General features: G+C 60.7%; 12 protein-coding genes. 6 read left to right on the forward strand and 6 right to left on the reverse strand.

From position 1 onward, the window contains the following. Positions 1-3: 3 nt before the first annotated feature. On the reverse strand, positions 4-447 hold the full coding sequence (locus G3A56_RS07750; protein ID WP_003494044.1) for a hypothetical protein: 444 nt from the start codon (positions 445-447) through the stop codon (positions 4-6). Then, entirely contained in the window at positions 444-1,073 is a 630-nt protein-coding gene (locus G3A56_RS07755; RefSeq protein ID WP_003494042.1) for a DNA-3-methyladenine glycosylase I, read from the reverse strand. The genes G3A56_RS07750 and G3A56_RS07755 overlap by 4 nt, the downstream gene beginning before the upstream one ends. 237 nt (positions 1,074-1,310) lie before the next feature. Here G3A56_RS07755 and G3A56_RS07760 point away from each other — a divergent pair, with 237 nt between their 5' ends. Next, entirely contained in the window at positions 1,311-2,087 is a 777-nt protein-coding gene (locus G3A56_RS07760) for a L,D-transpeptidase (RefSeq protein ID WP_003494039.1), read from the forward strand. Positions 2,088-2,350: 263 nt separating this feature from the next. Continuing rightward, positions 2,351-3,010, forward strand: a complete 660-nt coding sequence (locus G3A56_RS07765) for an outer membrane beta-barrel protein (RefSeq protein WP_003494037.1) — start codon at positions 2,351-2,353, stop codon at positions 3,008-3,010. Positions 3,011-3,194: 184 nt separating this feature from the next. Here the strand turns inward: G3A56_RS07765 and glcF are convergent, their stop codons facing one another. The 3 genes from glcF to G3A56_RS07780 all read right to left on the reverse strand — a co-directional run bounded on the left by glcF (position 3,195) and on the right by G3A56_RS07780 (position 7,385). Beyond that, on the reverse strand, positions 3,195-4,496 hold the full coding sequence (glcF, locus tag G3A56_RS07770) for a glycolate oxidase subunit GlcF (RefSeq protein ID WP_082183781.1): 1,302 nt from the start codon (positions 4,494-4,496) through the stop codon (positions 3,195-3,197). A gap of 3 nt (positions 4,497-4,499) precedes the next feature. Continuing rightward, complete coding sequence (glcE, locus tag G3A56_RS07775) at positions 4,500-5,714, reverse strand: glycolate oxidase subunit GlcE (protein ID WP_082183780.1); 1,215 nt, start codon at positions 5,712-5,714, stop codon at positions 4,500-4,502. A gap of 237 nt (positions 5,715-5,951) precedes the next feature. Then, a complete protein-coding gene (locus tag G3A56_RS07780; protein ID WP_082183779.1) occupies positions 5,952-7,385 on the reverse strand; it encodes an FAD-binding oxidoreductase in 1,434 nt (477 codons plus the stop codon). A 112-nt stretch (positions 7,386-7,497) separates the two neighbouring features. Between G3A56_RS07780 and G3A56_RS07785 the strand changes: the two genes are divergently transcribed. Further along, positions 7,498-8,397 carry a LysR family transcriptional regulator gene (locus G3A56_RS07785; RefSeq protein WP_082184598.1) on the forward strand — a complete coding sequence of 300 codons (900 nt, stop codon included), beginning with the start codon at positions 7,498-7,500 and terminating at the stop codon, positions 8,395-8,397. An 83-nt stretch (positions 8,398-8,480) separates the two neighbouring features. On the opposite strand, the gene G3A56_RS07790 is transcribed toward G3A56_RS07785, so the two are convergent. After that, positions 8,481-9,755 (reverse strand): DUF3422 family protein, encoded by a 1,275-nt coding sequence (locus G3A56_RS07790; RefSeq protein ID WP_003494027.1) that lies wholly within the window; start codon positions 9,753-9,755, stop codon positions 8,481-8,483. Between the two features lie 312 nt (positions 9,756-10,067). On the opposite strand from G3A56_RS07790, the gene G3A56_RS07795 reads away from it, so the two are divergent. The 3 genes from G3A56_RS07795 (at position 10,068) to G3A56_RS07805 (ending at position 13,058) form a co-directional block, all read left to right on the forward strand. After that, a complete protein-coding gene (locus G3A56_RS07795) occupies positions 10,068-10,841 on the forward strand; it encodes a FadR/GntR family transcriptional regulator (RefSeq protein WP_082183777.1) in 774 nt (257 codons plus the stop codon). Between the two features lie 103 nt (positions 10,842-10,944). Further along, positions 10,945-12,291, forward strand: coding sequence for a glycosyltransferase family 4 protein (locus tag G3A56_RS07800; protein ID WP_164056236.1), 1,347 nt, complete (start codon positions 10,945-10,947; stop codon positions 12,289-12,291). Continuing rightward, complete coding sequence (locus G3A56_RS07805; protein WP_082183776.1) at positions 12,288-13,058, forward strand: HAD family hydrolase; 771 nt, start codon at positions 12,288-12,290, stop codon at positions 13,056-13,058. The genes G3A56_RS07800 and G3A56_RS07805 overlap by 4 nt, the downstream gene beginning before the upstream one ends. Positions 13,059-13,231: the final 173 nt, after the last annotated feature.

The raw sequence follows: 13,231 nt of genomic DNA on the forward strand, positions 1-13,231 counted from the left end.
CCGCTACTTTTCGGTGCTGACCGTCAGCGTATAATGCGCACCGAGACCGCGACGGGGTAACCCCAGGATTAGCGTCGGGCGGATCAGCCATTCCGTATCCGCCTTCGGCGTCAGCGTTGCCGTTTTACCTTCGGAATCGCTGAAGAAGATCGCATCCTCATCCGGTGTGGAAAAATCGAAGATCGCCATCAGGACGAATTCGCTGGAGGAGGCAAGCTCCACCTTCACCGTCTGCCCGGCCTTGACTTTCAAACGGTAGACATCGCCGCGCCCGCGCCGCGTCCAGCCATCGAGCTTCAGCGGCCCGGTCGGCGGCATGGCCACTTCCTTCAGCCTTTCGCCATCATCCAACCAGATGCCATCGACATTGCGGCTTTCAGCGAAGGACTGATGCGGCACGGCCGCCATCGCCATGGTAAGCGCCAGAAGAAGGGAGGTTACCTTCATGGACGTACAAACTCCCGCCGCATGACCTCGATCGGCTCGCGGCAATGACAACCTTCGATATGATCGTTGACCATACCCATGGCCTGCATGAATGCATAGACTGTCGTCGGACCGACGAAACTCCAGCCGCGTTTCTTCAAGTCCTTGGAAAGACGAATGGACGCGGCACTGGTGGGATTGGCCCTTAACGTCGCATAGTCCAGCTTTTGCGGCCTTTCTGCGGCGGCGGGCTCGAAACTCCAGAAATAACGGGCAAGAGAACCGAATTCGTCACGCAATTCCAGGGCGCGGCGGGCATTGTTGATCGTTGAGACGATCTTGCCGCGATGGCGGATAATGCCCTTGTCCGCAAGGCAGCGCTCGATTTCGGCTTCACCGAACTCCGCCACTTTTTCGAACTCGAAATTGGCGAAGGCAAGACGGAAAGCCTCACGCTTGCGCAGAACCGTCAGCCAGGAAAGCCCGGACTGAAATCCTTCCAGGCAGATCTTCTCGAACAGGCGACGGTCATCGGTAACGGGGTAGCCCCATTCCTCATCGTGGTAACGGCTGTAATCCTCCAGCCCCTGCTGCCAGAAACACCGCACACGGCCATCCGCACCGGTTTCAAGTCCCGCCTCATCCATTCCGCAACAACCCTTTTCCGCTCCCGCAAATCACCGGCGGGACACGCGCACTTACCACTCATTCACCACGTTTCAAAACCCGGTGCTAACCCTAAATACAGGTTGCACTAATGAAGCGCTTTTTAATGAACAGCCATTTACGATTCACTTGCGTCAAGGTGCGAACGTGTCCGGCAATGCGGGCGAATAAACCCGCGATTTCCATTGTTGCGACATCCCGCAGAGAGAGTCCACCCGATGACGATGAAGTCCGTTTTTCTGGCGCTGAGCCTCGTTTCCACCTTCACGGCGCCAGCCGCCATGGCCAATGAGCGTTATCGCGAGCGGCCGCCCGTCATCGTCAGCCCGGACCTTTCCGCGCCCTGGGTAACGCAGCTCGGGCGTGGCAATGTGCGCCCCGTGGTTTATCCGCGCGCACCGGCCGCACGCCAGCCGCTCTTCCAGCAGCGTCAGGCCGCAGCCATGCCCCAGCGCCCAAGCTCGGGCGTCACATCACAACGCCCGGCACGGGTGCAGAACGCCGCCGTGCGCCCGAACGCGCCGGTGCGCACGCAGATCGCCCCGCAGTTCCTGCCGCAGATCGTGAGCTACCAGACCACCCAGAAGCCCGGCACCATCGTCATCGATACGCCGAACCGCTTCCTCTATCTCGTCATGGCCGATGGCAAGGCGCGCCGCTACGGCGTCGGCGTCGGCAAGCCCGGTTTTGAATGGGCCGGAACGCACAAGGTGACCCGTAAAGCGGAATGGCCGAGCTGGACCCCACCGAAGGAGATGATTACCCGCGAAGCGGCGAAGGGACACTACCTGCCGGCCTTCATGGAAGGTGGCCCGGCCAATCCGATGGGCGCGCGCGCCATGTATCTCGGTTCCACCCTTTACCGAATCCATGGCACCAACCAGCCCTGGACGATCGGCAGCAACAATTCATCCGGCTGCATCCGCATGCGCAACGAGGATGTCACCGATCTTTATGAGCGCGTCAACGTCGGAACCACCGTCATTGTGATATGACGGCAACGGGTTCCCCTATTCCGGGTGATATCGGACCACATCGCGGCGTATGCGCTTGTATTGCCGCCTTGCGGCGGTACACTCCGGGCAAATCTGATTGATCGAGACTTGGCGGGGGACGCCAGGCGCCGGACCTCTCTCAGGGGGATGATGGAACGGCCTTAAAACGGGTGGTCAGCTGACCGCCCGTTTTTCGTTTCTGTCATTTAAATGTTACGAAAAAACGCTTTGGTGCATTTCTGATATCAATCTGGATTCTCTTCATGCCGCGCCACGCTTCTTTTGTCTGCGCCCTGTTGTTCAGCGGCGTTTCCTTCTCCGCAGCCATGGCGGGGGAATTTGAAATTTCCGGTTACGGCGGCTGGCAGAGCGCCCCGCATAGCGACGTGAAAGTGTCCGACGGACCGGACTTCCGGGCTGGATGGGAAGGCAAGTCGTTTTCAAGCCCACCCTATTGGGGCGTGCGCGGCACCTACTGGTTCGACGAGGGCCGGCTCAACAATTTCGGTATCTCGCTCGATTTCACGCATGACAAGGTCTATGCCGATGACCAGACCCTTGCCCGCTCCGGCTGGTCGCATTTCGAATTCACCGACGGCCTGAACCTGTTGACGCTGAATGCGCTCTACCGCTTTCCGCTGGAGAACCTGCCGCTGACACCCTATGTCGGCGCGGGCGTCGGCATCAACGTGCCGCATGTGGAGGTCACACGCGGTTCCGGTCGCACCTTCGAATACCAGTTCGGCGGCGCAACCCTGCAGGCACAGGCCGGTCTCAGCTACCGCATCACCGACAACTGGTCGACCTTCGTGGAATATAAAGGCACCTATTCCTTTATCGACGTGGATATCGACAATGGCGGCAAGCTCAAGACCGATATCATGACCAATGCGGTGAACTTCGGCGTCGCCTACAAGTTCTAGCGTTGGGCTGGAAAATCGGGCGACAGGGCACCCCCTGAACCTCATTCCCGTGCTTGTCACAGGAATCCAGTCGACGCGCGTCTGCGCGGCGGGAGGAGCCCTTTCAGCCCAAGGACTTGGGCTGGCTGGATTCCTGTGACAAGCACAGGAATGAGGGACGAGTGCGCACCACAGGCATTGCGCTCTAAGCGGAAAGCCTCGCCGGTTTCGGCCCGCCATAGGCCCAGTCCAGCAGCTCGACCGTGTGCAGGATCGGCATTTGCGTGCCGGTGGCGATCTGCGTGATGCAGCCGATATTGCCGGTGGCGATGACATCCGCCTTCGTTGCCTCGATGTTCTTCACCTTGCGTGCCTTCAGCTTTCCGGAAATCTCCGGCTGCATGATGTTGTAGGTTCCGGCAGAGCCGCAGCAGAGATGCCCTTCCGCCGGATCGCGGACGGTGAAGCCCGCCGCTTTCAGCAATTGTTTCGGCGCCATGGTGATCTTCTGGCCATGCTGCATGGAGCAAGCCGAATGATAGGCGACCGTCAGTCCCTGGCTCTCCTTTTGCGGTAGGTCGAGGGTGGCAAGATATTCGGTAATGTCCTTCGCGAGCGCCGATACCCGCGCGGCCTTGTCCGCATAAGCCGGATCGAGCCGCAGCATATGGCCGTAATCCTTGATGGTGGTGCCGCAGCCGGATGCGGTGATGATGACGGCGTCGAGGCCGCCATTCTCCATCTCCCGCATCCAGACATCGACATTGCGGCGGGCGGCGGCCAGCGCCTCGGCCTCTCGCCCCATGTGGTGCACCAGCGAACCGCAGCAGCCCTCTCCCCTGGGAACCACGACCTCGACGCCGAGCCGCGCCAGCAGGCGCAGCGTCGCTTCGTTGATACCGGGATCGAGCACCGGCTGGGCGCAGCCGGTGAGGATGGCGACGCGACCGCGCTTCTCGCCTTCCGCCGCCCGTTCACCCGGCCGGGCGGAAGCGGAAACGACGGGGATGGAGGCGGGAGCAAGATCGAGCATGGATTGCAATGGCTTCAGTGCCGGAAACTTCGCGAGCAGCCCGGCAAAGGGTCGCGCGATCCTTGCCAGATGCAGGGCCAGGCGGAAGCGACCGGGATAGGGCAGAACCGCAGCCAGAAGATTGCGGGTCAGGCGATCCATGAAGGGGCGTTTATAGGTCTGTTCGATATGGGCGCGGGCATGATCGACAAGATGCATGTAGTCCACGCCGGAGGGACAGGTGGTGGTGCAGGCAAGGCACGAGAGGCAGCGGTCGATATGGGTAACGACCTCCCGGTCGGCCGGGCGGCTGTTTTCCAGCATGTCCTTGATGAGGTAGATGCGGCCGCGCGGACTATCCAGCTCGTTGCCGAGCGTGACATAGGTGGGACAGGTGGCGGTGCAGAAGCCGCAATGCACACATTTGCGCAGGATCTTTTCGGATTCCGCCACATGCGGATCGGCCAGCTGCTCGGGCGTGAAGGATGTTTGCATGGTTCAGACGGCCCTTTCCATCGTTACAGCCATCTTGCCGGGATTGAAGATGCCCACTGGGTCGAGCTTTTCCCTGATGCGTTCAGACAGCATGGCTTCCGCCGCCGGGCGTGGTTCGAATGCCGGCACGGTGGCGCGTATCGCATCATTTGCCCGCATCAAGGTGGCATGCCCGCCGCCAAGCGCGCGAATGGCGCCGCGCAGCAGCTCCGCCTCCGGGTCTGCTTCCATCTGCATCCAGACGAGACCGCCCTGCCAGTCGTAAAAGGCATCGATGCCGGCTTCCATGCGCAGGGCGGCCACCAGCCGGTGGCCTTGCGCCGGCGCGACCGAGACTTTCCAGAGCGGTTTGGCGTTTTCCCCGGCATAGGGCGCGACATCCCGCACCTGACGCCACAAAACCGTGCTTTCCTCGCCTTCCAGCAACGCCCATGGGCCAACCCTGTCCATGACCGAGAGGAGTTTGGCCGCGCGCGCCTCCACCGACGCCGCGAGACCTTCCAGCCTGAGGATCGTCGCCGGACCTTCCGGCAGGGCGCCATCGATGAAACGGGAGCGTACGCTTTCCGGCAGATGGGCCGCACCGGAGACCTCGACGCTCATCGCCATGGCCGCCGCCATGATCCGCGTCGCTGCCTCATCATCCAGCCCGGAAACAACGACTGTCTTTTCCGAAGGCGGTTTCGGCAATACGCGGAAGGTGACTTCGGTGAGAAAACCGAGCGTGCCGTGCGAACCCGCCAGAAGCCTCGAAAGATCGAGCCCGGTCACATTCTTCATCACCCGACCGCCGGCCTTGATGACTTCTGCGCGACCGTTGACGAAACGGATGCCGAGCAGGCTGTCGCGCGCAGCACCCGCCACATAACGGCGCGGGCCGGAGACATTGGCGGCGAAAACGCCGCCGATGGTGGGTTCGCCTGCGGTTGCCATGATCGCGCGATGGTCCATTGGCTCGAAAGCCATCATCTGGAAATTTTCGGCAAGGGCGGCTTCGACGGTGGCGAGCGGCGTTCCGGCCTTTACGGTCATGACCATTTCGGCGGGCAGATAGGAGACGATGCCGTTCATGGCGCGGGAAGAGAGTGCTTCATCTGCTGCGACAGCATTGCCGAAACCGGAGCGGGTGTTGCCGCCGATGATTTTCAGCGGGCTTTTACGCGCGGCGTGGTCGCGGATGATGTCGGCGGCCTGGGTTTCTGCGTAGGGGGTCAACATGGGGTGGCGGGCTCCGGGCATGGGATAGCGACGTTTGCGCGAGGGATACCCCCCTCTGCCCTGCCGGGCATCTCCCCCACAAGGGGGGAGATCGACTCGCGGCAAGGCCCCGCATTTTTCTTCGGTCGAGATGGAGCGACGCAGGTGCGTCTTGCCAATCTCCCCCTTGTGGGGGAGATGCCCGGCAGGGCAGAGGGGGGTGAGCCACACCCACAGAGAGCACAAAATTCACACCCATCATCCCCTCCCCTCCAGCGGAAACACCTTGGAAGGGTTCATCAACCACCCCTCGTCAAAAGCCGCGCGCACCGCCATCTGCTGGGCCAGATCGGCCTCGCCATATTGGTGGCGCATGAGATCGCGTTTTTCGATGCCGACACCATGCTCGCCGGTCAGGCAACCACCGGCATCGACGCAGAGCTTCAATATCTCATTGCCCGCCTCTTCGGCCCGGGCGGCATCATCAGGGTCATTGGCGTTGAACAGGATGAGCGGGTGCATGTTGCCATCACCCGCATGGAAGACATTGGCAACGCGAAGGCCGAGCCGGTCGGTGATTTCACTCGTCTTTTTCAGCACATAAGAAAGCTGGGAAAGCGGCACCGTGCCATCCATGCAGATGTAATCCGCGATGCGGCCCGTTGCGCCGAAAGCGGATTTGCGGCCTTTCCAGATCGCCGCCGCCTCCATGGCCGACTGGCATTCCTTCACCGTCTTCACGCCGTGTTTTCTGGCAATGGTAACGATATCCGCCAGCATGGCGTCCATTTCCGCCTCGGAGCCTTCGACCTCGACGATCAGAAGCGCGCCGACATCCAGCGGATATCCCGCCTTGGCGAAGGCCTCGCAGATCTCGATTGCCGGCTTGTCCATGAATTCGATGGCGACCGGAATGATGCCCGCGCCGATGATATCGGCGACGCAGGAGCCCGCTTCTTCGGAGGCTTCGAAACCGAACAGCACCGGCCGCGCACCCTCCGGCTTGGCGATCAGCCGCACCGTCGCTTCCGTAACAATGCCAAGCTGGCCTTCCGAGCCGCAGACGAGGGCCAGCAGATCGTAACCGGCGGCATCGAGGTGCTTGCCGCCCAGCTCCAGCACCGTGCCATCGACGAGCACCATTTTTACGCCGAGCAGATTATTGGTGGTGACGCCATATTTCAGGCAATGCGCGCCGCCGGAATTCATGCCGATATTGCCGCCGATGGTGCAGGCAAGCTGCGAGCTTGGGTCCGGCGCATAAAAGAAGCCTTCCGCACCCGCCGCATCGGAAATGGAAAGATTGGTGACACCCGCCTGGACCTGCGCCGTGCGATTGTAGAAATCCAGTTCGAGGATCGAGGACATCTTTGAAAGACCGATCACCACCGCATCCTCCTGCGGGATCGCGCCGCCGGAGAGCGAGGTGCCGGCACCGCGCGGTACGACCGGAATGCCATAACGGTTACAATATTTCAGCACCGCTGCGACCTGCTCGGTCGTCTTCGGCAGCGCAACGGCCAGCGGAAGGCGGCGGTAGGAAACGAAGGCATCCGTCTCGAAAGGCACGAGCTCACGCGGCTCATGCACAAGACAGCCCTCGGCGAGGATATCCTTCAGATCGGATATGATGCGGTCACGGCTCGCCACGACCTTTGCCCGCGGCTCCAGAAACTTGATCGGCTGCGTCACCGCCCCTCCTCCATGCACGTCTTGCCAAGTGGTATTCTTTCTTTACCACTTTGAAAGAGCGCAATCAAATGTTATGGATTTTTTCCATTACGGAAACAATCAGAGGTCAACTGTGACAAATCTGGGCGATCTGGAAGTCTTCGCAACCGTTGCCGCCTCCGGCAGCATGTCGCTTGCCGCCAAGGAGCTTGGCTATTCCCCAGCCGTCATTTCCAAGCGCATCAAGCGGCTGGAAGAGAAACTCGGCGCACGGCTGTTCCAGCGCACCACAAGGCAGATTTCGCTGACCGAAGCGGGTCAGGGTTTTTACGAGCGAGTGCTTGCCGTGCTGGAAGGGCTGGAGGATGCGGAAGATTTCGTGTCCGGCCGGGCGAATACCGTCAACGGCACGCTGAAAATCTCCGCCCCCACCTCTTTCGGGCGCATGCATATCGCGCCGCATCTGCGGATTTTCATGGAGCGGCACCCGGACCTGTCGGTCAATCTGGTCTTGAGCGACGAATTCATCGATATCATCGAAGGCGGCTACGATCTGGCGATCCGCATTGCTGATCTCAATTCCTCCAGCCTCGTCGCGCGCCGTCTGGCGCCCGTGCGCCGCGTGCTGTGCGCCTCGGCGGACTATGTGGCCACCCACGGCATGCCGGAAACGATCGAAGATCTGAAGAAGCACCGCTGCCTGCCTGCCCACAACAACGATATCTGGCGATTGGAGGGGCCGGGCGGCGCGCTCAGCATCCGCCCGGAAGGCATGCTGGTCACCAATTCGAGCGAGGTGATCCGCGAGGCGGTGATTTCCGGACTCGGCATTGCGCTGCGCTCAACCTGGGATATCGGCCATGAACTGCGCGCCGGTAAACTGGTGCAGGTTCTGCCCGCCTATGAGGGGTCGCGAAACGTCACGCTGTCGGCGGTTTATCCGAGCCGGCAGTTCCTGCCCGCGAAAGTGCGGCTGTTCATTGACTATCTGGCCGGGCTTTATGGGCCGTCGCCCTATTGGGAGCAGGGCTAGAACGGCGGAGGCGCTGGCCAATGCCACTTGTTCTGCCCTCGTCCCTGTGCCTGTCACAGGAATGAGGGAAGCGCGAGTGTGCCTTAATGCCCACCCTCGGCATGGGAGCGACGGACGCGGCGCACCACCCACCAGACGCCCAGCACGGCAAAGGGGACGGAAAGACCCGTAACCACGGTGGGGTCGACCGGCAGCACGTCGTGGCTGATGGCCTTGGTGAGATAACCAATAAGGCCGACGACATAATAGGAGATGGCGGCGACCGAGAGACCCTCAACCGTCTGCTGCAGGCGAAGCTGCATGGCGGCGCGCTTGTTCATGGTGTTGAGCAGCACCGTATTCTGCCGCTCCAGTTCCACGTCGATCCAGCTTCTGACGAGAGCCGTGGCGCGATAGAGCTTGCGTGACAGGTTGGCCTGCCTTTCTTCGACGGACTGGCAGGTGCGCATGGCGGGCGCGAGCCGCCTTTCCAGAAAGCTGCCCATGGTCTCGTGCCCCTGAACCGGCGTTTCCGCAAGCGCGCGAATACGTTCGCGCACAATGCCGTCATAGGCGCGGCTGGCGCCGAAACGATAAAGACTGAGCGCGGCATTGGCTTCCAGTTCCGCCGCAAGCCGGGTCATCTCCGCCAGAAGCGCATCGGCCTCGTCGCGCGCGCCGTTCTTCATGCGCTGGGTGATGCCCGTCAGGCCATCCTCGATGCGGCGGATTTCCGGCGAGAGTGTCTGCGCCATCGGCAGGCCGAGCATGGCGAGCGTGCGATAGGTCTCGATATCCAGCAGCCGCTGCACCAGCGCGCCGCGGCTGTAATCGCTCAAGCCCCGGTCTATCACCAGGATCTGCGTCAGCCCATCGCGATCCTGACGGAAATCGGTGAGGATCGCCGCCTGACCGTCGCGCACGTCGCTGTGACAGAGGCTTGTCGGTTCGAACAGCGTCTCTGCTTGCGAGGCGAGCTTATTGTCGTTGCGAATTTCCAGCCGCACGCCTGATATCAGCGAGCCGGGCGGCGAAAAACCATCCCCGAAAGGGTCGCCGGCAATATCGCCGCCGAATTTTTCCGGTGCGGGGCCATCCCAGAACCATGTCGAGAATTCGGTATGCCGCTCCCACCGCAGTGTGCCCTGCCCCCAGGGCATGGCGTGATGGCGGGCGTCGCGTTCCGGCGGCGCAACACCCCGGCTGCGCGACATTTCCGCGATGACCGAATGATGCACGGCCGAGCCGCCATCCATCATGAAGGCAAGCTGGACGATGATGCGCGACGGAGCCAGCAGCACTGTTGGCCGCGCATGAACTTCCCCGAGCGCCAGCGACCTTTCCGGCGCGCTTGCGAAAGCAAATCTACCCTTGGCCATTGCGATACCGTCCCCGCCTGTTCCGCCGGTTTTCTAAAGCATCAATGGCGATGACGACACCGCAATCGAGGCCGATGTAATTGTTTTGATGCACCTGGCGGAGAAAACCCGCCATCATCACCCTGTCCGGGCACAGCTTTAACAAAAGCCAAGTTAAATAGGCAGATGCCGTGTTGACGCAGGGCAGCTGCTTCAAGTGAAAGGCATGAACTGGACAGAATATTTGACCAGTACGATATTCCGCTGATAATTTGCGTTCCATTGCACCTATGGGCACACACAGAGGGCGGATTTTTACCGGAGAATGCTGCGATGGATGAAACGCTGTTCGCACGGATAGAGCACAGCCGCACAGCGCAGGAGGTGATCTTACGTTTCGAGGAACTGATCCTCGACGGCATATTGCGTGACGGCGACCGGTTGCCTGGCGAGCGGGAACTGGCGCAACGGCTCGATGTCTCACGGCCGATCCTGCGGGAAGCGCTGAAGGAACTCGAAACGCGCGGCCTTCTTACCAGCCGGCATGGCGGCGGAACCTATGTCGCCGATATTGTCGGGCCGGTCTTTTCCGACCCCTTGAGTGCGCTGATAACCCGCCACAGCCGGGCAACACGGGATTTCCTCGAATATCGCCGCTATATTGAAGGCATGACCGCCGAACTTGCAGCGAAACGCGCGACGGAGCCGGACAGGCGTAACCTTGCGGCCATCGTTGAAAAGATGCGGGAGGCCCATGAGGCTGGCCGTTTCGATGACGAGCTGACGGGGGACGTGGAATTTCACAATGCCATCGGTGAGGCGGCACATAATATCGTGCTGATGCACACATTGCGGTCCTGCTACCGGCTCCTGAGCGACGACATCTTTTATAACCGCCATCTCATCTTCACCGTGGCCGGTGCTCATGACGAGGTGCTGCGACAGCATATCGCCATCCACGATGCCATCACACGCAGCGATCCGGCGGCGGCGAGGGCCGCGGCGGAGGCCCATATCGATTTCATCGTGGATACGACATCGAAGGCGCATCAGGCGCGGGAATGGGACCGGATTTCGCGCCTCAGGCAACAGCAGCGCGACGCCTGAAAACGGCGAAAAACGAAATACGGCAGCTCTTTTATTCAGGTTTTTATGGAACCTTTTGTCCTCTTTGGTCTTTTTCTCCAGTTAATTGGAAAAATTTACCAAGATGGGACCCATGACAACCACGAGCGAAACTGAACGCTATCCAAGGATAGCTCTCATATCGACGCATGGCTATGTCGCCGCGCACCCGCCACTGGGCGCCGCAGACACCGGGGGACAGGTGGTTTATGTGCTTGAGCTTGCACGCAAACTCGGCCAACTCGGTTACACTGTCGATCTTTATACCCGCCGCTTCGAAGACCAGCCGGAATTTGACGAGGTGGACGAGCGCGTCCGCGTGGTTCGCATTCCCTGCGGCGGCCGCGATTTCATTCCCAAGGAATATCTGCACCGCCACCTGATGGAATGGTGCGAAAACGCGCTGCGCTTCATCAAGAAAAACGACCTCAACTACTCTTTCGTCAACAGCCACTATTGGGATGCGGGCGTGGCCGGACAGCGGCTGTCCGAAGCGCTGAAAATTCCGCATCTGCACACGCCACATTCGCTCGGTCTCTGGAAAAAACGCCAGATGGAAACCGATTATCCGGAAAAGGCCGATACGTTCGAACTGGAGTTCAACTTCAGGGAACGCATCCAGCACGAACTCATCATCTATCGCAGCTGCGACATGGTGATCGCGACGACGCCGGTGCAGCTCGACGTGCTGATCGAGGACTACGGCCTGAAGCGCAAGCATATCCACATGATCCCGCCGGGTTATGACGATAACCGCTTCTTCCCCGTCTCGGATGCGACGCGCCAGATGATCCGGCAGCGTTTCGGCTTCGAGGGAAAGACGGTGCTGGCGCTCGGACGTCTCGCCACAAACAAGGGTTACGACCTCTTGATCGACGGCTTTTCGGTGCTGGCGCAGCGTGAGCCGGAAGCGCGCCTGCATCTCGCCGTCGGCGGTGAAAACATGGACGAGCAGGAAACAACCATCCTCAACCAGCTGAAAGACCGGGTGAAATCGCTCGGGCTGGAGGACAAGGTGGCGTTTTCCGGTTACGTGGCGGATGAGGATCTGCCGGATGTTTACCGGGCGGCGGACCTGTTCGTTCTGTCCAGCCGTTACGAGCCCTTCGGCATGACTGCCATTGAGGCCATGGCCAGCGGGACGCCAACTGTCGTGACCATTCACGGCGGGTTGTTCCGGGCGATCAGCTATGGCCGCCACGCTTTGTTCGCAGATCCCTTTGACAAGGAAGATCTTGGTATCACCATGATGAAGCCGTTCAAACATGAGCGGCTTTACGGGCGACTTTCCCGCATGGGTGCGCACAAGGCGCGCAGCCTCTTCACCTGGACGGGCATCGCGCAGCAATTGCTGGCGCTTGTGGAAGGCCGGACCATGATGCCGGTTCTGGAAGAAGCGGATTGGGCCGAACCATGGAACGATGGCGATTGAAACCGCTTCGCCTTTTCTCCACCGATCTCGACGGAACCGTCGTCGGCGATAACGACGCCACGCGCCGGTTCCGCGATTTCTGGCAATCGGTGCCGGACGATCTTCGCCCGGTTCTCGTCTTCAACAGCGGCAGGCTGATCGACGATCAGCTTGCGCTCATCGAAGACACCCCCTTGCCCAAACCCGACTACATCATTGGCGGTGTGGGCACCATGCTGCACGCCAGGGAGCGGAGCGAGCTGGAAAGCGCCTATACCCATTCGCTCGGCACGGGTTTCGACCGGCAAAAGATCACCGACGTCATGGCGGGCCTTCCGGGCGTGACCATGCAGGCGGAACGCTATCAGCATGGCCTCAAGTCCAGCTGGTTCCTGCATGACGCGGATGAAAGGGCGCTTGGCGATGTCGAAGCCGCACTCCTGACCGCGGGTATCGATGCGCGCATCGTCTATTCCAGCAATCGTGACCTCGACATATTGCCGAAGGCCGCCGACAAGGGCGCGGCATTGGCATGGTTATGTGGACAACTGCGCATCGGCCTCGACGAATCAGTCGTGGCGGGCGATACTGGCAATGATCGGGCGATGTTCGAATTGAACGGCGTTCGCGGCGTGATCGTGGGTAATGCCCTGCCGGAGCTTGTCTCGCTGGCAGATCAAGACAGCCGTTTTTTCCTCTCCAGCGCGACGGAAGCAAACGGTGTGATCGAAGGTCTCCGGCATTGGGGACTGCACCCCGGTCAACGCAATTCCGGCGCCAACTCATAGCAGCGTGCCGAATGGCCTGAAAACAGACAGATACGGTATTACCGCAATCGGCTGATTGCCCGGAAAGCACCGGGCAAAACCCCTGTTCGCAAACCTGCTGCATCGATTTTGCCCAAAGGCTTCATCAGCGTGAAGACAGTAGTGGGTTAAGGGTGATGGGGGATTGGCGGCGC

The organism is Rhizobium oryzihabitans, from assembly GCF_010669145.1.
GTDB lineage: Bacteria > Pseudomonadota > Alphaproteobacteria > Rhizobiales > Rhizobiaceae > Agrobacterium > Agrobacterium oryzihabitans.

Coding starts and splice junctions, on each gene's coding strand:
- G3A56_RS07800 (WP_164056236.1), top strand. CDS start 10,945: ATGGGACCCATGACAACCACGAGCGAAACTGAACGCTATCCAAGGATA.
- G3A56_RS07750 (WP_003494044.1), bottom strand. CDS start 447: ATGAAGGTAACCTCCCTTCTTCTGGCGCTTACCATGGCGATGGCGGCC.
- glcE (WP_082183780.1), bottom strand. CDS start 5,714: ATGTTGACCCCCTACGCAGAAACCCAGGCCGCCGACATCATCCGCGAC.
- glcF (WP_082183781.1), bottom strand. CDS start 4,496: ATGCAAACATCCTTCACGCCCGAGCAGCTGGCCGATCCGCATGTGGCG.
- G3A56_RS07795 (WP_082183777.1), top strand. CDS start 10,068: ATGGATGAAACGCTGTTCGCACGGATAGAGCACAGCCGCACAGCGCAG.
- G3A56_RS07765 (WP_003494037.1), top strand. CDS start 2,351: ATGCCGCGCCACGCTTCTTTTGTCTGCGCCCTGTTGTTCAGCGGCGTT.
- G3A56_RS07760 (WP_003494039.1), top strand. CDS start 1,311: ATGACGATGAAGTCCGTTTTTCTGGCGCTGAGCCTCGTTTCCACCTTC.
- G3A56_RS07790 (WP_003494027.1), bottom strand. CDS start 9,755: ATGGCCAAGGGTAGATTTGCTTTCGCAAGCGCGCCGGAAAGGTCGCTG.
- G3A56_RS07755 (WP_003494042.1), bottom strand. CDS start 1,073: ATGGATGAGGCGGGACTTGAAACCGGTGCGGATGGCCGTGTGCGGTGT.